At 34.6% G+C, this 22,332-nt stretch carries 15 protein-coding genes; 12 read left to right on the top strand and 3 right to left on the bottom strand.

Annotated features, from left to right (window positions below; all coding sequences use genetic code 11):
* Nucleotides 1-395 precede the first annotated feature (395 nt).
* Both Q0838_RS13040 and Q0838_RS13035 read left to right on the top strand, forming a co-directional pair.
* Complete coding sequence (locus Q0838_RS13040; RefSeq protein ID WP_298955958.1) at nucleotides 396-926, top strand: hypothetical protein; 531 nt, start codon at nucleotides 396-398, stop codon at nucleotides 924-926.
* Nucleotides 927-929: 3 nt separating this feature from the next.
* On the top strand, nucleotides 930-1,988 hold the full coding sequence (locus tag Q0838_RS13035) for a nucleoid-associated protein (protein WP_298955955.1): 1,059 nt from the start codon (nucleotides 930-932) through the stop codon (nucleotides 1,986-1,988).
* A 73-nt stretch (nucleotides 1,989-2,061) separates the two neighbouring features.
* Here the strand turns inward: Q0838_RS13035 and Q0838_RS13030 are convergent, their stop codons facing one another.
* Nucleotides 2,062-3,126 (bottom strand): hypothetical protein, encoded by a 1,065-nt coding sequence (locus Q0838_RS13030; protein WP_298955952.1) that lies wholly within the window; start codon nucleotides 3,124-3,126, stop codon nucleotides 2,062-2,064.
* 59 nt (nucleotides 3,127-3,185) lie between these two features.
* On the opposite strand from Q0838_RS13030, the gene Q0838_RS13025 reads away from it, so the two are divergent.
* The 10 genes from Q0838_RS13025 (at nucleotide 3,186) to Q0838_RS12980 (ending at nucleotide 19,208) form a co-directional block, all read left to right on the top strand.
* Nucleotides 3,186-4,082 (top strand): ATP-binding cassette domain-containing protein, encoded by an 897-nt coding sequence (locus Q0838_RS13025; protein ID WP_298955949.1) that lies wholly within the window; start codon nucleotides 3,186-3,188, stop codon nucleotides 4,080-4,082.
* Between the two features lie 8 nt (nucleotides 4,083-4,090).
* Nucleotides 4,091-4,933, top strand: a complete 843-nt coding sequence (locus Q0838_RS13020) for an ABC transporter permease subunit (protein ID WP_298955946.1) — start codon at nucleotides 4,091-4,093, stop codon at nucleotides 4,931-4,933.
* A 133-nt stretch (nucleotides 4,934-5,066) separates the two neighbouring features.
* Nucleotides 5,067-8,345, top strand: coding sequence for a T9SS type B sorting domain-containing protein (locus Q0838_RS13015; protein WP_298955943.1), 3,279 nt, complete (start codon nucleotides 5,067-5,069; stop codon nucleotides 8,343-8,345).
* A gap of 30 nt (nucleotides 8,346-8,375) precedes the next feature.
* Nucleotides 8,376-10,424, top strand: coding sequence for a gliding motility-associated C-terminal domain-containing protein (locus tag Q0838_RS13010; RefSeq protein WP_298955940.1), 2,049 nt, complete (start codon nucleotides 8,376-8,378; stop codon nucleotides 10,422-10,424).
* 803 nt (nucleotides 10,425-11,227) lie between these two features.
* Complete coding sequence (locus Q0838_RS13005) at nucleotides 11,228-11,686, top strand: MarR family transcriptional regulator (RefSeq protein WP_298955937.1); 459 nt, start codon at nucleotides 11,228-11,230, stop codon at nucleotides 11,684-11,686.
* 1 nt (nucleotide 11,687) lies between these two features.
* Nucleotides 11,688-14,096 (top strand): 3-hydroxyacyl-CoA dehydrogenase/enoyl-CoA hydratase family protein, encoded by a 2,409-nt coding sequence (locus Q0838_RS13000; protein WP_298955935.1) that lies wholly within the window; start codon nucleotides 11,688-11,690, stop codon nucleotides 14,094-14,096.
* Nucleotides 14,097-14,100: 4 nt separating this feature from the next.
* Nucleotides 14,101-15,291, top strand: coding sequence for an acetyl-CoA C-acyltransferase (locus tag Q0838_RS12995; RefSeq protein ID WP_298955932.1), 1,191 nt, complete (start codon nucleotides 14,101-14,103; stop codon nucleotides 15,289-15,291).
* Between the two features lie 39 nt (nucleotides 15,292-15,330).
* Nucleotides 15,331-17,136, top strand: coding sequence for an acyl-CoA dehydrogenase family protein (locus Q0838_RS12990; protein WP_298955929.1), 1,806 nt, complete (start codon nucleotides 15,331-15,333; stop codon nucleotides 17,134-17,136).
* A gap of 178 nt (nucleotides 17,137-17,314) precedes the next feature.
* Nucleotides 17,315-18,136 (top strand): mechanosensitive ion channel domain-containing protein, encoded by an 822-nt coding sequence (locus Q0838_RS12985; protein WP_298955926.1) that lies wholly within the window; start codon nucleotides 17,315-17,317, stop codon nucleotides 18,134-18,136.
* Between the two features lie 211 nt (nucleotides 18,137-18,347).
* A complete protein-coding gene (locus tag Q0838_RS12980) occupies nucleotides 18,348-19,208 on the top strand; it encodes a mechanosensitive ion channel domain-containing protein (RefSeq protein WP_298955923.1) in 861 nt (286 codons plus the stop codon).
* 648 nt (nucleotides 19,209-19,856) lie between these two features.
* On the opposite strand, the gene Q0838_RS12975 is transcribed toward Q0838_RS12980, so the two are convergent.
* Nucleotides 19,857-20,006 (bottom strand): hypothetical protein, encoded by a 150-nt coding sequence (locus tag Q0838_RS12975; protein WP_298955921.1) that lies wholly within the window; start codon nucleotides 20,004-20,006, stop codon nucleotides 19,857-19,859.
* Between the two features lie 663 nt (nucleotides 20,007-20,669).
* Nucleotides 20,670-22,061: a hypothetical protein gene (locus tag Q0838_RS12970; RefSeq protein WP_298955918.1), complete on the bottom strand. Its 1,392-nt coding sequence runs from the start codon at nucleotides 22,059-22,061 to the stop codon at nucleotides 20,670-20,672.
* Nucleotides 22,062-22,332 lie beyond the last annotated feature (271 nt).

Genomic DNA, 22,332 nt, shown 5'->3' with positions numbered 1-22,332 from the left:
AAACAATAAAACAGCTAATCAAACCAGTAAAATGGTTAGGTTTGATATGTCTTAAATTTATTTAGGACAGGATTGATTTTATAGACTACTATTTATAAGAACATAAAGATACTTTTTATTTATATAAAAAATAAAGAATCTAGCAGGTTAGCTGGTCATGAAACTAGAGGTGACTCTCTAGAACTATACTTTATAGATACCTATGTAAAAAAGTGCAAAAAGTAACTGATGTTTTTAAATCAGTTCACAACATTTAAAATACAAGCAACGATAAAACGCATAGAGCACTTTTTTCTATGATACTTTATAGGTTAAATACTTAAATTCCTACTAGTCATAATAACATAGATCAGGTTCAAAATTCATATCTTTGCCATCCTTAAAAATTGAAGTAAATGATCTATAGATTAAGAGTTCTTCTTGATGCAAATGACGACTGTTTTAGAGACATAGAAATTGATGCTAACAGCACACTAGAAGAGTTTCACAACGTTATTGTACAGTCCTTTCAACTAGAAGGTGATGAAATGGCTAGTTTCTATGCTAGTGATGAAGAATGGAATCAAGGTGAAGAGTACTGCCTATTTGATATGAGTGGTGGTATGGCACCAGTTAAGAAAATGGCCGACACTTTATTAGAAAACGCCATGAGTAAAACTAAGACTAGAATGATCTACATTTATGATTTCTTAAGTCTATGGACGTTCTCTGTAGAGCTGGCAGATGTAGTTAGTAATGTATCTGGAACAGCCTATCCACAGGTAATATTTTCTGTAGGTGAATTACCTGATAACGCTCCTGACAAAGAATTTGAAGCTGACCCTCGTTTTCATGAAGATGGAGAAGAAGAATATCGCGGTGATATAGATGATGGTGATGATGAGTTCTATGATGAGCATTCCTTTGATGAAAACGACCTATACTAGCCTATGATCAATTTATTTAACACTAGAATTGAAAACCTTGCCATACATCGTGTAGGTAATAAGAATAAAGGAGAGCACCTTCTTACGTCAGATAACACCACACCTCTAGATGACGAGATGCATTCACTTTTAAAAGAATATTTTTTAAAATCTTTCCGTTCTAAGGAAGAAGCTTATTACAGTTTTACACATGAAGATGATTTAGAGTTTCATGAGATGTACGCTTACGCAAAAGCGATATTCTCAACTCCAGCCTCTTTACTAGAAAATAGTAAAAAGATGGCAAAACACTTATACCAGCAGTCAGACCATCCACATATAAGAAGTGGAGAGATATACATCTGTTATTTTGATAACGTAATGGTGGACAACAATAAAACTGATGCAATAGGTATCTTTAAGAGTGAAATTAAACAAGAGTTTTTACAATTTGAAGAAAGAGAATCTGATTTAAAGATGATCTTACAGCAAGGAGTTAACTTAAACAAACTTGATAAAGGTGCTATTATATTTAATGTTGAAGAAGAAGTAGGATACAAAATCCTTTCTGTAGATTCTAACCGCTATGATGCAAAATACTGGCTAGAGAGTTTCCTAGGTGTAGATGTATTTGAAGATGAAAATTTCTTTACAAAGAAGTACTTGAAATTTTGTCAAGACTTTGCAAAGGATGTAGTTCTTCCTGCAGAGGATAAGAAGGAAGAAGTAATGTTTATGAATCGCGCAGTAAATCATTTTGCAAAGAATGACACTTTTGAAGAAACTGCCTTCTTAAATGAAACACTAGATAACCCAGATCTAATTCCAGAATTCAAAAATTATAAAGTAGATCAAGGTGCAAAACACTCCATAGAAGACGTATCTAGCTTTCCTATTTCTAACACCGCAGTAAGTGCGGCACGTAAAGGAATCAAAAGTGTAATAAATCTAGACACTCATGTTCAAATAAAAATGGACTTTACTAATCCTGATAGTGCAGATAAATTTATTGAAAAAGGATGGGATGAAGAAAAGCAGATGTATTACTATCTAGTCTACTTTAACCGTGAAGAAAAGAAATAAACTATTTATATACCTATTTTAAGAAATAAAAAAACGTCTCTAATGTTCTCAAATCCATTAGAGACGTTTTTATTTAATTATCTAGATCATTGTAATTTCTTTTCACAAACTCCATAGCTGTATTTAAAATTCCTCCCATACTTCTTGCCGATTTAAATTTAACATCTCCAGTAAATTCATGTAATTCTCTTTTGAGTTGTTTAAACTTTACAGGCGTTGATATAAAGTCTGCTCTCATGCATTTTATAAGTTGTTTATACCTGGTTTGCGTGTTTATTAAACGTTTTGCAATTAAAGAACGTTCTTCTTTTTTATATTGTTCTATACTTGCGTTTTTTAAACACGATGTAACATTAGTTACCATGGCCAGGTTTTCTTTAAAAAACTGCGGTCGATACACTTTTAATTTCCCCTCATAAGATTGCTGGTCAAAATCTATCGCGCGTATCGCATAACTTACTCGATCAAAATCATGCGTAGGAATAACTACATAATTATAAGAACGCATATCACCTAACAGACGTATTAAACAACGCTCATTAAATTTTACAAACTCTTTTGCTATTTGAGTAAGCTCTTGATGATCGCAACCATCCATGTAGTCTGCAATAAACTCATCTCCTGGTATACCTGCGATGTGCTCTTCTATAAGAGTGTCCTTATAAACTAAAAAATTAATACGGTGAGGTGAGAGTAAATGTTCTAACTCTAGACCATAAACGCGAGAAGCATCAGCTTTTTTTACATAAAAATAGGTAAAAGCATCATTAAGAATATTACTAACCTTAATACGGAATGGCTTTGTATTTCCAAATGTACAGTAATCAACTGCATCGACACTTAAATAATCTAGAGTCTCATCACGCCCGTCACTATGGAGAATATCGTAAATTCTTTTAAGATGCCTGTCTATTTGTTCTCTATCAGAGTCTGAGTAGTAGCATCTTACCCATAATGTATCTTCATCATTTTTATCATAAACCGTTATACAACCAGCAAATCTAAGTAAATCATCATATGAAACAGGTATACTAGTCGCCCGATTGTAACGCTTTACGTAGCTAGATAATGAACTACCTATAGGGAATGTAGGTTTTTTATTTGATAACAATTTATCATTGAGAATCTTTTCTGACATAATTACAGTAACATTTTTTGTTTCTTGCCGTCACATAATACAACAAAAAAATCTCATTCATGGAAACCATCCTTGAAATTAATCAACTTCACAAAACATATGGCGCACTAACAGCGGTAGACCATATTTCATTTCAAATTAAAAAAGGCCATATCTATGGAATCTTAGGACCCAACGGTAGTGGTAAATCTACAACCCTAGGGATGGTTCTCAATGTGGTTAACCCTACTAGCGGTGAGTATAAATGGTTTGAAGGAACTACATCTAATCATGATGCTCTTAAAAGAATAGGCGCTATCATAGAAAGACCCAACTTCTACCCTAGCATGAGTGCTATTCAAAACCTAGAGCTAGTCTGTAAGATTAAAAATATAGACCGTTCTAAGATTGAAGAGAAATTGACTGTTGTAGATTTGCTTTCGCGAAAGCATTCTTCTTTTAAAACCTACTCTCTGGGAATGAAACAACGTCTTGCGATTGCGAGTGCTTTACTTAACGATCCCGAGATATTAATTCTAGACGAACCTACAAATGGTCTAGACCCACAAGGTATAAGACAGATAAGAGACATCATACAAAAGATAGCCTCAAACGGCACAACCATATTACTCGCCTCTCACTTACTTGACGAAGTTGAAAAAGTATGTACCGATGTTATTGTTTTGAGATCTGGTAAAATGCTTTATGCAGGACCAGTAGGTGAAATGAACAGAAATCATGGCTCTATTTTTATAGACGCTAGTGATAGAAAAGCCCTATATAGTTTTATTGAAAACAAACCCTATGCCGGTACTATAACTGTGCACGATAATGGTCTAGAGGTAAAACTTTATGAACCTGTTGATAATGCACAAATTAATAAAGATGCATTTGAAAGCGGTATTATTCTAAGCAAATTAGTGCATAGAAAACAAAGCCTAGAAGACCAGTTCATCGAGTTAACTAACAAAAACTAATGCACGCCATGAAAAGATTATTAGATATAGAATTACACAAATTCAGATATAGTAAAAGTAGTATAGTACTTACCATTATTTATTTAGTTATCGTAGTTCTTATGATGCTTAGCGGTATGATAAGAATAGACCTTAATGGTTTTAATGGTAGTTTTTCTGACCTAGGAATATTCAACTTTCCATTAGTATGGCATATTAGTACTTATTTCACTAGTTTTTTAAAAATTTTCATAGCCATAGTTCTAGTATCGCTAACAGCAAATGAATACAGCAATCGAACTATAAAGCAAAACTTAATAGATGGATTAAGTAAGAAAGAATTGATACTTTCTAAATTATATTTAGCAATTTCTTTAGCAATATTAACCACCTTTGTAGTCTTTATAGCCTCATTAATATTAGGTTTAATTTACTCTGACTTTGACCAGCCTTCTATAATTTTCTCACAAATGGGTTATTTAGGGGCATTCTTCTTAGCGCATTTAGTATTCTTTTGTTTCTGTTTATTTGCAGGTATTCTGATAAAAAGAAGTGCCTTTGCATTAGGTTTTGTATTTGTATGGTACATTTTTGAGGGAATACTGAACTTAATAGCTAAAGGTGTAGATACCTATTATGGCACACACATTTATGACTGGTTTCTCCACATTTTACCATTAAACGCCATGTCTAATTTAATTAAACAACCGTTTACTAAAATAGATTTAGTGAAATCTGCACTTAATCAAATTTCTGTTGAAGGAATGGATTTTGGTTATGACATAGAATGGATAGATGTCGTATCTGTATGTATATGGAGTACCTTATTTATTTATATGTCCTATGCATTGTTAAAAAAGAGAGATTTATAATCTTTTTTAACATAAAAAATAATTTAAACGTCGTTGTAATACTTATTATAACGACGTTTTACTTCTATTCTTTTAACACTTCACGAAGTGTTAAAACTCTATTAATTGTAACATCTGTGCATTAAATTCGCACATGACTAAAAAGATCCCCTTACTTGCCGTATACACCATAGCGCTAATAACGTTAAGTTTCAATTTTAGTAATGCGCAATTACAGGCCTCAAATTGGTATTTTGGTTTTAATGCAGGTATAAACTTTGATCCTGCTACCGGTACTGTTACCCCTTTAACAGATGGTAAAGTTAGTACCAATGAAGGTTGCGCCAGCATATCTGACGAGAATGGTCAACTTCTTTTTTATACAGACGGTAGAACCGTCTATGATAGTACTCATAACATTATGATTAACGGTGTAGGACTGCGAGGTAACCCATCTAGTACACAAAGCGCCATTATAATCCCTAAGCCGCAAAATCAAAATATCTACTATATTTTTACTGTAGACCTTCCATTCTCTGGAGGCTCAGAAGGGGTACATTATTATGAAGTGGATATGACAGGAAATCGAGGTCTTGGAGAGGTAGTGACAAATATTGCAAACCCTCCACGATTAATTGATCAGGCTGCAGAAAAGTTAACGGCAATTAATCATTCTGTCAATGATGAAATTCTAGTAACAGCTATGGCAAATGCGTCTGGATTCGGTGTGTTTAACTCCTTTTTTACTTATACTATAAGTGCTAACGGTGTTAATCCAACTCCAGTAGTATCAACTGTAGCCAGCCCTACACTTGAAAGAAGAGGGAATTTAAAAATATCACCAGACGGTAGATACATGGTTTCTTGTAATATGGGTTCAGGTACATTTATCTATGATTATGACCAGAGCTCTGGCGCTGTTTCTAATGAACGTAGACTATCCTTCAGCGGTGTAAATCAAGCAGGTTATGGTGTAGAATTCTCTCCAGACGGAAACTTGTTATATATAACCGCATCTAACGATGCTAGAGGTGATGAAGCTGCTAATCATTCTTCTACCTTATATCAATATCAACTTACCAACACTAATCTAGCAAATCCTATCATTTTCGGTACTGAAATAGACACAAGACAGGGATACCGTAGTTCTTTACAATTAGGAATTGATGGTAAAATCTACAGAGCCATATCAGATTCTTATGATGTAGGAAGACCTTTTTTAGGAGTAATTAATAATCCTAATACAGTAGGTATAGGATGTGATTATCAACATGATGCAATACGACTTGCTGGTCGCATATCTACTCAAGGCCTACCTCCTTTTATACAAAGTTTCTTTGCCCTTATTCAAGTTGAAAATTCATGCCTAGGTGACGGTACTACTTTTGAATTTCAATCGGACACCTCTCCAGATAGCGTATTATGGGATTTTGGAGATGGAAATACTTCTACACAAGAAAACCCTACACATATCTATGCAGCAGCTAGAATTTATAATGTTACACTATCTCTTACTACTGGAAGTAATACAAGAGTATATCGTAAAAATGTTCAAATTTACGAGTCTCCCATAGCAAACCCTATAACTAATCAAATTGCTTGTGATCTAGGTCTAGATGGAATGGCCACTTTTGATTTAGACAACACTGCTACACCAGAAATTTTAGGATCGCAAAGTGACTTAACCTATACGGTAAGATACTTTACAAATCAAAGGAATGCAGACGATAACATAAATCCTATTACCACTCCATATGAATCCAGCATCACTAACCAAAGTCTCATCGCTAGAATCTATAATTCTAATAGCCCCAGATGTTATCAAACATTAAGTTTTAACCTAGAAATATTTGATCAACCTGTTTCTAATACTGTAGAAGATCTAGAAGAATGTGATGACGATTTTGATGGAATCTTTGACTTTAATCTTAGTGAGCAGACATCATTAATTTTAGGAACTCAAAATTCAGGCGATTTTAATGTAAGCTACCATTCCTCACAAAACGATGCAGATTTAGGTACTAACCCACTACCTAATACCTACAGAAACACCAGTCCTTTTAATGAAACGGTCTTCATACGTGTAGTAAACAATTTGTCAAATCGTTGTGCAGACACTTCAAAATTCTTTGAATTAATAGTTAAGCCTAAACCTGTAGCACTAGATTTCAATGCATTTCAATGTGATGAAGATGGCACGCTAGATGGAAAAACCATATTTAATTTAGATAGTTTTAATAACTCTATAAGCAACAACGCTACAGGAGTAACAGTGACTTACTATATTAATCAAACAGATGCTGATAATAATACAAATGCATTAAATAGCACAGGTTACACTAACTTGACACCTCTTGAAACCATAGTTGCTAGGGTTACTAACGATACGACAGGCTGTTTCACGACTGCTATGGTTAACTTATCTGTAAGCGCTAGCGATGCTCAAGACACTACTTTAAACACTTGTGATGATGACGGTATAGAAGATGGATTTTCAGAATTTGACCTAACTACAGCTACCAGCAACGTTCTTATTAACGCACCAGCTGATGTGACACTTAACTACTACCTAAGTCTCAACGATGCTTTAACAGAACAAAACATTCTACCTACCGCATATACAAACACAACAGCAAATAACCAGACTATTTTTGCAAGAGCAGAATCTCCAGATGGGAACTGTTTTGGGATCAGTGAAGTAGAACTTATAGTTCGACCACTACCTGTAATTGAACTTACTGAGACTTATGAATATTGTGGTAATGATCCACAAGCATTAGTTATAAATAGTGGAATCGTAAACGGCACTGCTACAGATTACACCTATTCCTGGAGTACAGGAGAAACTACAGAGTCTATATCTGTAACTAATGGAGGTGATTACACAGTAACGGTACTTAATACTTATGGATGCCCCAAACAGCGATCAGTTAACGTAATCATAAGTGAGCCTGCAACTATAAACAGCATAGAGGTTCTAAACGCTGGCACAAATATATCTGGAAGCGCAACTATAAATACAAGCGGCCTAGGAGACTACGAGTACCGTATAAGTCTAGAAGAACCTTTTCAAGACAGTCCAGTGTTTAATAATATTTCTCCAGGTTTCTACACCGCTTATGTAAGAGATAGAAATGGCTGCGGTACGAGTACTCAAGATTTTAGCATCGTAGGTTACCCTAGATACTTCACTCCTAATAATGATGGATTTCATGATTACTGGCAATTAATAGGTGTTTCTACAGTTTTTGAACCTAATAGCGAGATTTACATATTTGATCGTTATGGCAAGTTAATCAAACAACTATCTGCACAGGGCCCTGGTTGGGATGGAACCTATAACGGTACTCCATTACCATCTAACGATTACTGGTTTAAAGCAACTTTAATGGATGGGACTACTTTCTCATCTCATTTCACATTAAAAAGATAAATAAATATTGCCTATATTTACGATAGAGCAATGAAGTATTTATATTTTTTATTCTTTTTTATCTGTTCCGCTTTCGCGAAAGCGCAACTAGAATCATCCTATTGGTATTTTGGTATCAATTCAGGGATAGATTTTACATCTGGTAATGCAGTAGCTATAGATGACGGTCAGTTAATTACAGGAGAAGGATGCGCTACAATTTCAGATTCATTTGGTAATTTATTATTTTACACAGATGGATCTTTAATTTATAATGCAAACCATGTAATCATGCCTAATGGCGCAGGATTAAAAGGAAATTCTTCAAGTACGAGTAGCGCTATAATAGTTCCATTTCCTGGTAATTCTAATCTATATTATGTTTTTACTGTAGACACTGATGACCTCATATATCGCAATACAGAAGGATTACATTATTCTATAGTAGATATGTCGCTTAATAATGGCACTGGTGACGTAGATCCTTTAAATAAAAACATTAATCTTTTACCCATCACATCAGAAAAACTTACAGCTATTACAAATGCTGCTGGTAATGGTTTCTGGATTATAACACAATTTGAAGATACATTTTATTCTTATGAACTGACCTCCAGCGGGCTTCATACGTCTCCAGTATCTTCTCAAGTCGCTCCTTTCATAGAGTTAATTAACTCTACAGTTACAAATGTAGATGTCGCTGCTATGAGAGGATACATAAAAATAAATGCTAGAGGCAATAAACTAGCCGCGGCTCACTTTTCAAATAACACTACCGAAGAATTTTCTGGTATAACAAATGTACTAAATGCGAGAAGTCGTGCTTATACAAATGGTGGAGAACTCTACCTATATGATTTTGATAACGCAACTGGAGTGGTTTCTAATCCGCAGGCGTTATTAACACGATCTGATGGTGGCTCTATTTATGGAGTTGAGTTTTCTGGAAATGGTCAGTTTCTATATGCTGAGGTGGATTACATGAATCCATCAACTACGCAAATATTTGATTTTATAAGAGGAGAGATCGTTCAATATGACTTAACGGCAAATAATATAGCTAACAGTGTACAGGTAGTTCATCAAGATAACATTACACATTTTAGAGGTGCTTTACAACTAGGACTAGATAATAAGATTTATCACAGTAGATTTGAACAAAACGCTTTAAGTGTTATAAATAATCCCAATATTCCTGGTGTAGGTTCTAATTATGAATACAATGCATTCCCTTTATCTCCTAATGCAATTGCCTGGTTCGGACTACCCATTTTTGTACAGTCATTTTTACTTCAAGCAGAAATCCAGACTATGGATCACTGTTTTGGTAAAAACCAAGGCTTTAGTTTAAACACTACTCTTGATATAGTATCGATTAACTGGAATTTTGACGATATTAATTCAGGTATAAATAATTTTTCAAATAATTTAAACCCTACTCATCTATTCTCTTCACCAGGCAATTATACAGTAACCGCAACTATAGAGACATTAGTACAAACATTTACAATAACGCAAGATGTAACTGTATTTAATAACGTCCAGATAAATGATTATAACCCCATTATGGAGGAGTGTGAAATCGGTTTAGACAGCGCTATTTTTGATTTAACACAAATGTCAGATCAAATAACTAACGATGCTAATCTAGAGTTTTCTTTTTTTGAATCAGAAACTGATGCGCTTGAAAACACAAATCAAATCCTAAATCCTAATAGTTACACTAATCTTTATGTAACACAAGAAATCTATGTAAGGATATCTAATTTGAATTGTTTTAAAATCGTTTCATTTAAAATAGTTACCACACTCTGCGGTATAGAAATTTTTAACATCATAACACCTGACGGCAATGGGTTTAATGATACATTTACCATAACTGGATTGTACGACATTTATGATAAACATAAAATGAATATATATAACCGGTACGGACAAAAGATTTGGGAAGGAAATAACACCACTGGTCCATGGGACGGCACCTCTAATACCGGTTTATTTCACTCTAATGCTATTTTACCCACAGGTACATATTTCTATGTATTAGAATTAAATGAAACTAACATAAAGCCAGAATCCGGTTATGTTTATTTAAGATAGCACCTAGCAAAACTGTTTCAAATCTGGAAAACAAAAAACTTCTATCCTAGCCTAATTTTTGAATCAATGTACAAATGGAAATTTAAAGTTAAAAGCCTCTCATTATAATTTTAATCCACGTTATAGTCAGGTAATAAAGCTGGATTACTTCTATGTAACGATCCTGCCCATTTAAGATAGTTTTCTATAAAAATAGGTGCAACTATATCCATAGAATGACTTAAAACTAAAGAGACTACCATAAATATTATAGATAATTAAGTAGATAAGAAAGAATGTAATAAAAATTCTTATCTCCGTCACATTTAACAATATTCACCTAATTACTATAATCATCTTGCCCATTTACTCAACGACCGTGGCAATTAAATTTACAATCATTTCTAAGCTGTGTGAGTACACTTCCTAGACAGATTCTTTCCTTATAAAAATAATAGAATAACGGTACACGCTTATTTCTGCAATCTTTGAAATCAGTTGTTTATGAAACGACAAATAATATTGAGTCATTTAGGGACGGCTCGCTAGTTGAGGATTTATTAAACCTTATCAAAAATCAGGACACAAACTTAGAAGAAATAGGTCATTAAATTTGTCTAAATCCCTAACTAAATAGAGTTAATAAATTATCAAAATCATAAATGGATTAACAAGATTTTATATCTTTGAAATATAATTTAATCTCGCTTTCGCGAAAGCGGAATTAAACATAAATCACTGCAAACTATATCGTTTGAAATTTTATAGTAATTTTTACTATGCGTGCATAATAAAAATTACTATATTGCGATTTAATTACAACTATGAGGGATAAAACTATCGATTACATTCTTAGAGCAACATGGATGTCTGTTTCTAAAATGTATAATGAACAAGCAGCTGTTAAGGGCAGTACTATGTCTACAGGGTTTGCTCTTATAAGTATAGATCCAGAAACAGGAACACCTAGTACCGCTTTAGGACCCAAAATGGGAATGGAAGCTACCTCTCTATCTCGTACACTTAAAATGATGGAGAATAAAGGTCTTATAGAAAGACGTAAAAATCCAGAAGATGGAAGAAGTGTATTGATCCATCTTACAGATTTTGGTGTTGAAATGAGAGAATTTTCTAAGGCAGTTGTTAAAACTTTTGACCAGGTCGTTAAAAACGAGATTGAACCAGAAAAAATAGACACGTTTCTAGAAGTTGCCTTTAAAATTAATGAAATAGTGAACTCTAAAAAAATCTTCAATAAAAAAGCTCTATTAGCTCAAAAATAATATGGGAAAACGTAGAATAAAACATGTAACCGTAATAGGTTCTGGTATCATGGGAAGTGGAATTGCTTGCCATTTTGCAAACATAGGTTGTGAAGTACTCCTATTGGACATAGTCCCAAGAGAACTTACTGACAAAGAAAAGGCCAAAGGTCTAACGCTAGAAGACAAAGCAGTTCGTAACCGTATGGTAAACGATAACCTTACCGCTTCTATTAAGAGTAAACCAGCACCTTTATATAATAATTCATTTGCAAACAGGATATCTACAGGGAATCTTACTGATGATTTATCAAAAATTAAGGACACTGACTGGATTATTGAAGTCGTTGTAGAAAGACTAGATATCAAAAAATCTGTATTTGAACAAATTGAAAAGTACCGTAAACCTGGTACTTTAATCACATCAAATACATCTGGTATTCCTATCTCTTTCATGAATGAAGGACGTAGTGAAGATTTCCAGAAACACTTTGCTGTAACACACTTTTTTAATCCGCCGCGATATTTAAAATTATTTGAAGTTGTTCCAGGGCCTAATTGCGATCCAGCAGTTACGGACTTCTTAATGGAATATGGAGAGAAATACCTAGGTAAGACATCTGTACTTGCAAAGGATACTCCTGCATTCATAGGAAACCGTATCGGTATATTCTCTATTCAGAGTTTATTCCACACGGTTAAAGAAATGGGACTTACTGTTTCTGAGGTTGATAAACTTACTGGCCCTGTTATAGGTCGTGCAAAGTCGGCAACTTTTAGAACTGTAGACGTTGTTGGACTAGATACACTTGTACATGTTGCAAATGGTGTTTATGAAAACTGTCCAGAAGATGAGCATAAAGACACCTTTAAATTACCAGAATTCATCAGCACGATGATGGAAAACAAATGGTTAGGTTCTAAGACAAAGCAAGGATTCTATAAAAAGAACGTAACTAAAGAAGGTAAGAAAGAAATTCTAGCATTAGATCTAGATTCTATGGAATATGTAGCACAGCCTCGAGCAAAGTTTGCTACACTAGAATTAACTAAAACAATTGATAACGTAGCAGACCGTTTTCCTGTACTAATTAAAGGGAAAGATAAAGCTGGTGATTTCTATAGAAAATCATTTGCCTCTCTTTTTGCATACGTACAACATAGAATACCAGAAATATCTGACGAACTGTATCGTATAGACGATGCAATGAGTGCAGGTTTCGGTTGGGAACATGGACCATATCAAGTTTGGGATGCCGTAGGTGTTGCAAAAGGTGTGGAGTTAATGGAAGCAATAGGTAAAAAACCAGCCGCTTGGGTAACAGAAATGTTAGACAAAGGGTTTGAATCTTTCTATAAGGTAAAAGATGGATCTATCTACTACTACTCTATTCCAGATAAAGATTATGTAAAGAAACCAGGACAGGATGGATTTATAATTCTAGATAATTTACGTGCAAATGCTCCTGTATTTAAAAACTCAGGTGTTACAGTTCACGACATAGGTGATGGTATACTTAATGTAGAATTTACTTCAAAAATGAATTCTATAGGTGGTGATGTACTAGCTGGTGTTAATAAAGCCATAGATATCGCCGAAGATCGTTTTGATGGTCTAGTGGTAGCAAATAATGGTGCAAACTTTTCTGTAGGAGCAAATATCGGTATGATATTTATGATGGCAGTAGAGCAGGAATATGATGAGCTTAACATGGCTATCAAACAATTCCAGAATACGGTTATGAGATTGCGTTATAGTAGTATTCCTACTATAGTAGCTCCACATCAAATGGCTTTAGGTGGTGGTTGCGAGATGACTATGCACAGTGATGTTGCAGTTGCCAGTGCAGAGACTTATATCGGTCTGGTAGAATTTGGTGTAGGTGTAATTCCTGGTGGTGGTGGCTCAAAAGAGATGGCACTAAGAGCTAGTGACACTTTTGAGAAAAACGACGTAGAGTTAAATAGACTAAGAGAATACTTCCTTACCGTAGGAACAGCCAAAGTTGCAACCAGTGCTTATGAAGCATACGATCTAGGTATCTTGAGAAAAGGGATAGATCATGTTGTTGTAAATGATAACAGACGTATTGCTTTTGCAAAGGCACAAGCAAGACTTCTAGCTGACAAAGGCTATACACAACCAGCTATGCGCAAGGATATCAAAGTATTAGGCCAGCAAGCATTAGGAATGTTCCTAGTAGGAACTGACGCGATGAAAGCTGGAAAATACATAAGTGAGCACGACTTAAAAATTGCAAATAAACTAGCTTATGTAATGGCAGGTGGTGATTTAAGTTCCCCTACACTTGTCTCTGAACAGTATTTATTAGACCTAGAACGTGAAGCATTCTTAAGTCTTACTGGAGAGAGAAAAACACTGGAAAGACTTCAACACATGATCCAGAAAGGTAAACCTTTAAGAAACTAAGAAAATGACAAACGCATATATAGTTGCCGCAAAAAGAACGGCAGTAGGAAAATCAGGTCGCGGTGTTTTTAGATTTAAAAGACCAGACGAGCTAGCAGCAGAAACTATTCAAGGAATGTTAAAAGATCTTCCTGATTTTGATAAAGGTCGTATCGATGACATGATCATAGGTAATGCAATGCCAGAGGCTGAGCAAGGATTAAACATGGCAAGACAGGTATCGCTTCTAGCATTAGATAGAGTAGATATACCAGGTATAAGTATCAATAGATGGTGTGCATCTGGACTAGATGCTATCGGTGCAGCAGTAGCTAGAGTACAATCTGGTATGGCACAATGTATAGTTGCTGGTGGTGTAGAAAGTATGAGCTATGTTCCTATGGGTGGTTATAAACCTGCTCCAGCTTATAGCCTAGCAAAACAAGGTCACGAAGACTACTACTGGGGCATGGGACTTACCGCAGAAGAAGTTGCTAACGATTATAAGGTTTCTAGAGAAGAGCAAGATCAATTTGCTTATGACTCGCATATGAAGGCCTTAAAAGCACAAGCTGAAAATCGTTTTCAAGATCAAATCGTCCCTATCGATGTAGAAGAAACTTATCTAGACGAAAACGGAAAAAAGAAAACCAGAACATATACAGTAACTAAAGATGAAGGACCTAGAAAAGGTACAAGTCTAGAGGCTCTAGCAAGATTACGTCCCGTATTTTCTGCTGGTGGTAGTGTAACGGCTGGTAACTCTTCACAAACTAGTGATGGCGCTGCTTTTACACTTGTCATGAGTGAGGAAATGGTAAATGAACTAGGTATTAAGCCTATCGCAAAACTAGTAAGCTTTGCAGTAGCAGCTGTAGAGCCACGAGTAATGGGGATCGCACCTATAGAAGCTATTCCTAAGGCGCTTAAACAAGCAGGTCTTAAAAAAGAAGACATGGCTCTTATAGAATTAAATGAGGCTTTTGCAAGTCAATCCGTTGCAGTGGTGAGAGAGCTAGGTCTTAATAAAGATGTAGTTAACGTAAACGGTGGTGCTATAGCATTAGGTCACCCACTAGGTTGTTCAGGCGCAAAATTATCGGTTCAAATTTTTGATGAGATGCGCAAAAGAGGAAACCAAGGAAAGCACTGTATGGTTACCATGTGTGTAGGTACTGGACAGGGTGCTGCTGGTATTTTTGAGTTTTTAAATTAAGAATTACGCTTTCGCGAAAGCGAGATAATTATATATATTATGTCAACAGAAAATAAAACAGAAATGATACGCGGTGGACAGTTCATCGTGAAAGAAACAAATCCATCAGAAGTTTTTACTCCAGAAGACTTTTCTGATGAGCAGAAGATGATGCGCGAGAGTGTACAAGAATTTGTAGACAAAGAGATCGTTCCAAATAGAGAGCGATTTGAAAAGAAAGACTATGCGCTTACTGAAGAAGTAATGCGTAAAGCAGGAGAAATGGGATTCTTAGGTGTCGCTGTTCCTGAAGAGTATGATGGTCTAGGTATGGGATTCGTCTCTACTATGTTAGTTTGCGATTATATTTCTGGTGCAACTGGTTCTATTGCTACTGCTTTTGGAGCGCATACAGGTATAGGTACAATGCCTATTACTTTATACGGTACTGAAGAACAAAAGAAAAAATATGTTCCTAAACTTGCTACTGGTGAGTGGTTTGGAGCTTATTGTTTAACTGAGCCTGGTGCAGGGTCTGATGCTAACTCTGGTAAAACAAAGGCAGAGCTTACTGCAGATGGAAAACACTACAAGATCAATGGTCAAAAAATGTGGATCTCAAATGCAGGTTTTTGTAATGTATTTGTAGTATTTGCCCGTCTAGAGGACGATAAAAACATAACTGGGTTTATCGTAGAAAATGATGCAAGCAATGGTATTACCATGGGTGAAGAAGAGCATAAATTAGGTATTCACTCCTCTTCTACTCGTCAAGTATTCTTTAATGACTGTCTAGTTCCTGTTGAGAACATGCTTGCTGGTCGTGGCGAAGGTTTTAAAATTGCTATGAATGCATTAAATGTAGGTCGTATAAAACTGGCTGCAGCATGTCTAGATGCACAACGTCGTGTAATTACACTTGCTACTAATTATGCTAATGAGCGTGAGCAGTTTAAAACTCCTATCGCAAAATTCGGAGCTATAAGAAAGAAACTTGCTGAAATGGCAACTAACGCATATGTGGGTGAAAGTGCTTCTTATCGTGCAGCAAAAGATGTAGAAAACCGCATCCACTTGCGTCAGGAAGAAGGCGCAACGTTTGCAGAAGCTGAATTAAAAGGTGTTGAAGAATTTGCAATAGAATGTTCTATTCTTAAAGTTGCTGTTTCTGAGGATATGCAATCTTGTAGTGATGAAGGTATACAGATCTATGGTGGTATGGGCTTCAGTGCAGACGCTCCTATGGAGGCTGCGTGGAGAGATGCTCGTATCTCACGTATCTATGAAGGTACTAACGAGATAAACCGTATGCTAGCAGTAGGAATGTTAGTGAAAAAAGCAATGAAAGGTCACGTAAATCTTCTAGAACCAGCAATGGCTGTAGGAAATGAACTTACTTCTATTCCTTCTTTTGAAACACCAGATTTCTCTGAGCCTCTATCTGAAGAAATGGATATGGTTAAGAAACTTAAAAAGGTTTTCTTAATGGTTGCAGGAAGTGCGGTTCAAAAATTTGGTCCAGCACTAGAAGAGCATCAGCAATTATTAATTGCAGCATCTGATATTCTTATAGAGATCTATATGGCAGAGAGTGCTATACTTAGAACTCAAAAGAATATTGCTCGTACTAGTGTAGAAGAGCAAAAAGAACAAATAGCAATGTCACAATATTACTTATATCAGGCATCTAAAATTATCCAATCAAGAGCTGAAGAAGGTATCTCCAGTTTTGCTGAAGGTGATGAGCAACGTATGATGCTTATGGGACTTAAACGTTTTACAAAATATGCAAACTTACCTAACATTGTATCCTTAAGAGACACGATCGCAGATAAAGTTACAGAAGCAAATAAGTACCCTTTCTAGATTTTTAGAAATTTTAAATGAATTAAAGCCACTATTAGATTTTCTTAATAGTGGCTTTTTAGGTTATAACAATACGAGCTATTTAAAGTGTTTTAAAACAATAATTAAATCATAAAGTCTATAACTATTAACAAATCATAAACAAGGTTTTTATAGGCTTGCTATACATTTGTTTTATATGAAAGAGATACTAGAGAATTTTAATATTGAAAAGGGATTTGAGCTTATTTTAGAATACGGTATTCCGCTAGTTAAGGCCATTCTAATTTTTATAGTAGGTAGGTGGATAATTAAAAAAGCTCTTAAGCTAACAAGAAAAATTATGTTAGCAAGAGAATACGACGTTACATTAGAAAAATTTTTACTTAACTTAATCAAATGGGGACTTTGGATCTTACTTACTATAACAGTAGTAGGAACTCTAGGTATACAAACAACTAGTTTTGCTGCGGTAATAGCAGCTGCAGGACTAGCTATAGGCCTAGCGTTGCAAGGATCATTATCTAACTTTGCCGGTGGTGTTTTACTTTTATTGTTTAAACCATTTAAGGTAGGTGATACTATAGAAGCACAAAATGTTATAGGAACTATCAAAGAAATAGACATCCTACAAACAAAGATAATCACACCACAACGTAAACTTGCCATTATACCTAATGGCCCGTTGTTAAATGGAAACATTATTAATTTTAATACAGAAGGTATTTTAAGATGTGACACCACGATAGGAGTAAGTTATGATGCAAATATTACAGAAACTTTAGAAGCGCTGCGCAAGCTAGTAGAAAATCATCCATTAGTTCTTAAAGATCCTGCACCACAAATAATGGTGGCTGCAAATGCTGACAGTTCCATTCATATTAATGTAAGACCTTATACACGCACAGACGACATGTGGACCGTGTATTGGTATCTACAAGAAAACTTTAAACCTACACTAGATGCTATAGGTGTAGATATACCTTATCCACATCAGGTAGAAATTCAGAAAAAAAGATAATTAAACTCCTTGAATAATTATTAAAAAACCGTTATAATTTAACGGTTTTTTTTAAGTAAAATATGGATCAAATTCACAAAAACGAATTTCATAACTGATAAGAAAGGTTTTTTTACCGATTAAATGTATATTTTTTAAAAAAAAGATGCTCCTTTTTAAATTTTTATCTTTAACTAGTTAGATTTGATAATAACAAAAAACTTAATTAAAAATGATTCAAAACCCTGTAGTACCAGCAGAAAATTTAGACCTTAATTTAAGTCCTGATGGATTGAGCTTAGAAAACCTTACGGGATATGCCCTAGATTATGGAATACCTCTTTTAAAGGCTATTTTAATTTACATTATTGGTGCATTTATCATCAAAAAGTTAGTGAAAGTTACTAGTAAATTGATGGATAAAAAAGATTATGACGTTACTTTAAAGAAATTCTTAACTAGTTTAATAAAATGGGTTTTAACCATACTTCTTATAGTAACAGTAGCAGGTACATTAGGAATTGAGACAGCTAGTTTTGCTGCTATTCTTGCGGCCGCAGGTCTTGCAATAGGACTTGCTTTACAAGGTTCTTTATCTAACTTTGCTGGTGGTGTTCTTATCTTAATTTTTAAACCGTATAAAATAGGTGATCTAGTTGAGGCTCAAGGTGAGTTAGGTGTTGTAAAAGAAATAGACATCTTAGTTACTAAATTAATAACTCCTTCTAACAAACTTGCTCTTATACCTAATGGACCTATGGCAAACGGTAACATCGTAAATTATACTGCCGAAGGTAAAATGAGAGTGGATACTACTGTAGGAATAGGGTATGGTGAAAACATGAAACAAGCAAAAGATGCTTTACTTGCAATGTTAGAATCTAACACTAAAATACTTAAAGATCCAGCACCGTCTGTAAACGTTAGTGAACTAGCAGAAAGTTCTGTTAATCTAGCTGTAAGACCTTACTGTGCTCCTGAAGATTATTGGGACGTTTATTTCTGGACTATAGAAAATACAAAACTTGTACTAGATAAAGAGAAAATTGAAATTCCTTATCCTCATGCAGTAGAAATACATAAAGAGGCTTAAAACTATCCATCGATTATCCTTTCCTAGATAATCGACAGAGATGAATTGTATTTTAAATTTATTAATTAAACCTTAGCAAAATTATCTTTGCTAAGGTTTTTTTTGATTTAACGGTGCATAGGTCTCTTTAATTAAGGCAAGATAACGAGGATTTGCTAGTTTCCCTACATTACTAATAGCACTTATCTAGACTTGATCACAGGTCTGGTGGTTAAAGTGTTAAACACTTTTTCATACGTTTATAAAGCGATGATCTAGGTATGCTGTAATATGATATAATATTTTTAGGCACTATTAGCATATGATAGGCTATGGATATTTTAAACAAATTATTCCTGCCCACTTTAAACTTAGATAATTGCGACTAGAGCTTAGAATATAATTTTCTTATGCTCGATCGTGGAAATTTTATATCTACTCCTATAACTAGCTCAATGACTCTTCTAGCTATAGATTTTACGTTTAACTTTAATTAATTGGTTCTATCATATATCTATCTAGGTAATTCTCAGGGAGAAACTATTGATCCTTATTGTTAAGATCGGTATGTATCGATAACTAATGCGTGTGATTTTTCTTATCTGTATATCATATTCCTTCTCGATCCTATCGATAAGCATATCACATATAATGACTTTCTTATCGATTCTATCGGTGAGATGTTGTGCTATAGTTTTCTATTTTTCTAGCAACTCTACTTATGTCTCCAACTCTAAAATAGGTTGCTCTAAGGCGTCTTGTACATTGCATTTGATAGTTGATGTGACCAGTCAAATTTTTATCATACTTTTTTGTCATGAGCATAAAGTTGTGACAGTTTAAATATCGTATATATCTTAAGCTTGAACTCTTGAAACTAATCCATCTTCTATTTCATGGACAACGTAAAGTTTAAAAGAAAGTGAATCAACTTTTTGAGTTCTCTTAAAATACACAGTCTTTTCAGTAGTTTTCATGACACTTGTGTTTTTGTGTATCGCTATTTTAGGACGGGACAGAGATAACATAAAAAAAAGCTTGAGTCATGACCCAAGCCTTTTTTTTAATACTTATTAAGTTTATAAAACACTGCCCAGAACTATGCTAACCTATCTCATTACTTTGGTCATTTTCTAGTAGATATGCCCCTATTTTGAAATAAAAAACATTTATTATAACCACTAAATAATAATCGTATTATTTCTAGTACAAAAGTTTCCTGTATAGATATTTTTGACAAAAAACTACCTTGATTATCTTAATCTAATCCCTTCAACCTTAAAATCATAGTTGCATATAAGCTTTTAATTGAAAAATTAATTTTTCTGAAACTAATTAAGAAAATAGAAAGCCATATTATTATTTGACCTAAAAATTCATGTTAGTCATCATCTTTAAAGTTTCATAAATCATTTTACCTGAGTAAAAGAGAATTACTATAAGAAATGTTTATTATGAGACATGAAAAACATTATTACTTTATTACTTATTAAATTTTTCTAAAGTTTTAATTACCCTTTTCAATTGTTCATCATGAATTTTAAGAAGAGTTTCTGTCCTTTTTAATCTAGAATTTAATTCTGTTATATATAAAAACTGTTCCTCAAGCTTTTCTAAATTTTTTAAAGACACTTCGGTAACATTAACCGTCATTCCTTGATCTTCAATATCTTCTATCGATTTCACCCCAATGAGATGACCATTTATTTTAACAAATCGTTCTGCTTCTTCTAGCGTAGGGAATTTATAGCTAGTAGTAAGATCACTTCTCCCATCATAATATATATCAAAAACATAATCGGCATAACCAGTACCAGAACCTACGGTAGCAATGTAGCTTTCTGCAGTTATCACAGCACTAGAGGCATCAATAGTGGAAATAGTAGGAGATATTTTAAACTGATTATCAGCTGTAGTCACTGCTCCTGATCCAAATGCAATAGATCTATCATGCAGCGCATTTGAATTTACACCTATCGCGATGGCTTGATTTCCACCAGGTCCTATATCTGCATTTAACCCTAAGGAGGTCCCTCTAAACCCAACTACTGTTGATCGATGGCCTATAGCAACTGCATCTTCAGCATTAGCATTAGCAAATTCACCTATTGCGATAGCCCATGAATCATCTGCCCCAGCATCATCACCTATAGCTATAGCATCTGGAGCAGTTGCGCGACTATTTGCTCCTATAGCTACCGTATGATCTGCTCCTACACTTGCATTATCACCTAAAGATGTAGCATCACTTACAGTACCTACTGTAGCATTTGTGTTGGTCCCTATAAAAACATTGTTTATTCCTGTGGTAACGTTATCACCAGCGTTAGCTCCCACAGCGACATTATTCCCATTAGTTGCAGCTCTAAGTGCATAGACCCCAATAGCAGTGTTGTTAATTCCAGTACCACCATTTTCTAAACTAAAAGCACCTATAGATGTTGTATTATCCCCACTACTATTAATTCCAGCTCTATTTCCTAAGGCTGTACTATTTGAATATCCATTACCATCTCTCAAAGCTTCATTACCTATTGCTGTATTAGAGCCTCCGCTAGTATTATTACGCAGCGCGCTAAAACCGATAGCGGTATTTCCATTTCCTGAAACATTATTACGCAACGTAGCCCCACCTAGTCCAGTGTTACGCAATCCATTTTCATTTAAAAGTAAAGACTCATCTCCTATCGCAGTATTAAAACTTCCAATAACATTATTTCTAAGCGCAAATGCACCTAAGGCTGTATTATCTCTTCCTGTTGTGGTATTTGTTCCTGCCTTGTAACCTATAAAAGTATCTTGCTCAGCGCTAGATGAAGCTACGTAATTTTCTCCTGCTTCAAAACCTATAAAAACTGATCTATCTTTTGCCATAAGTTCTAATTGCCCTAATTCGGTAAGTCTAGAAACAATCTGATTATTTACTCTAAAATCTACTTCCTCACCATTTGTAGTACCTATAAAGTTAGTACCACTTAAAGTATTGTCATTACCATCTAGTTTCCAGGTGTTATTTAATATAAATGGTATCCAATCTGTTTGCGAAGGATCCCAAAAGTAAAATCCAGAACAATCCTGTCCTAAATAAATTTAAGACATATCAAACCTAACCATTTTACTGGTTTGATTAGCTGTTTTATTGTTT

This window comes from uncultured Nonlabens sp., from assembly GCF_947495285.1.
GTDB lineage: Bacteria > Bacteroidota > Bacteroidia > Flavobacteriales > Flavobacteriaceae > Nonlabens.
Note: the sequence above shows the minus strand (reverse complement) of the source record. Positions and strands in the feature narration are given on the sequence as shown.

What these genes read in the sequence shown, in the direction of transcription:
- Q0838_RS12975 (WP_298955921.1), bottom strand. Translation starts at nt 20,006, where the DNA reads ATGACAAAAAAGTATGATAAAAATTTGACTGGTCACATCAACTATCAA.
- Q0838_RS13030 (WP_298955952.1), bottom strand. Translation starts at nt 3,126, where the DNA reads ATGTCAGAAAAGATTCTCAATGATAAATTGTTATCAAATAAAAAACCT.
- Q0838_RS12995 (WP_298955932.1), top strand. Translation starts at nt 14,101, where the DNA reads ATGACAAACGCATATATAGTTGCCGCAAAAAGAACGGCAGTAGGAAAA.
- Q0838_RS13025 (WP_298955949.1), top strand. Translation starts at nt 3,186, where the DNA reads ATGGAAACCATCCTTGAAATTAATCAACTTCACAAAACATATGGCGCA.
- Q0838_RS13000 (WP_298955935.1), top strand. Translation starts at nt 11,688, where the DNA reads ATGGGAAAACGTAGAATAAAACATGTAACCGTAATAGGTTCTGGTATC.
- Q0838_RS12980 (WP_298955923.1), top strand. Translation starts at nt 18,348, where the DNA reads ATGATTCAAAACCCTGTAGTACCAGCAGAAAATTTAGACCTTAATTTA.
- Q0838_RS13020 (WP_298955946.1), top strand. Translation starts at nt 4,091, where the DNA reads ATGAAAAGATTATTAGATATAGAATTACACAAATTCAGATATAGTAAA.
- Q0838_RS13010 (WP_298955940.1), top strand. Translation starts at nt 8,376, where the DNA reads ATGAAGTATTTATATTTTTTATTCTTTTTTATCTGTTCCGCTTTCGCG.
- Q0838_RS13040 (WP_298955958.1), top strand. Translation starts at nt 396, where the DNA reads ATGATCTATAGATTAAGAGTTCTTCTTGATGCAAATGACGACTGTTTT.
- Q0838_RS13035 (WP_298955955.1), top strand. Translation starts at nt 930, where the DNA reads ATGATCAATTTATTTAACACTAGAATTGAAAACCTTGCCATACATCGT.
- Q0838_RS13015 (WP_298955943.1), top strand. Translation starts at nt 5,067, where the DNA reads ATGACTAAAAAGATCCCCTTACTTGCCGTATACACCATAGCGCTAATA.
- Q0838_RS12985 (WP_298955926.1), top strand. Translation starts at nt 17,315, where the DNA reads ATGAAAGAGATACTAGAGAATTTTAATATTGAAAAGGGATTTGAGCTT.
- Q0838_RS12990 (WP_298955929.1), top strand. Translation starts at nt 15,331, where the DNA reads ATGTCAACAGAAAATAAAACAGAAATGATACGCGGTGGACAGTTCATC.
- Q0838_RS12970 (WP_298955918.1), bottom strand. Translation starts at nt 22,061, where the DNA reads ATGGCAAAAGATAGATCAGTTTTTATAGGTTTTGAAGCAGGAGAAAAT.
- Q0838_RS13005 (WP_298955937.1), top strand. Translation starts at nt 11,228, where the DNA reads ATGAGGGATAAAACTATCGATTACATTCTTAGAGCAACATGGATGTCT.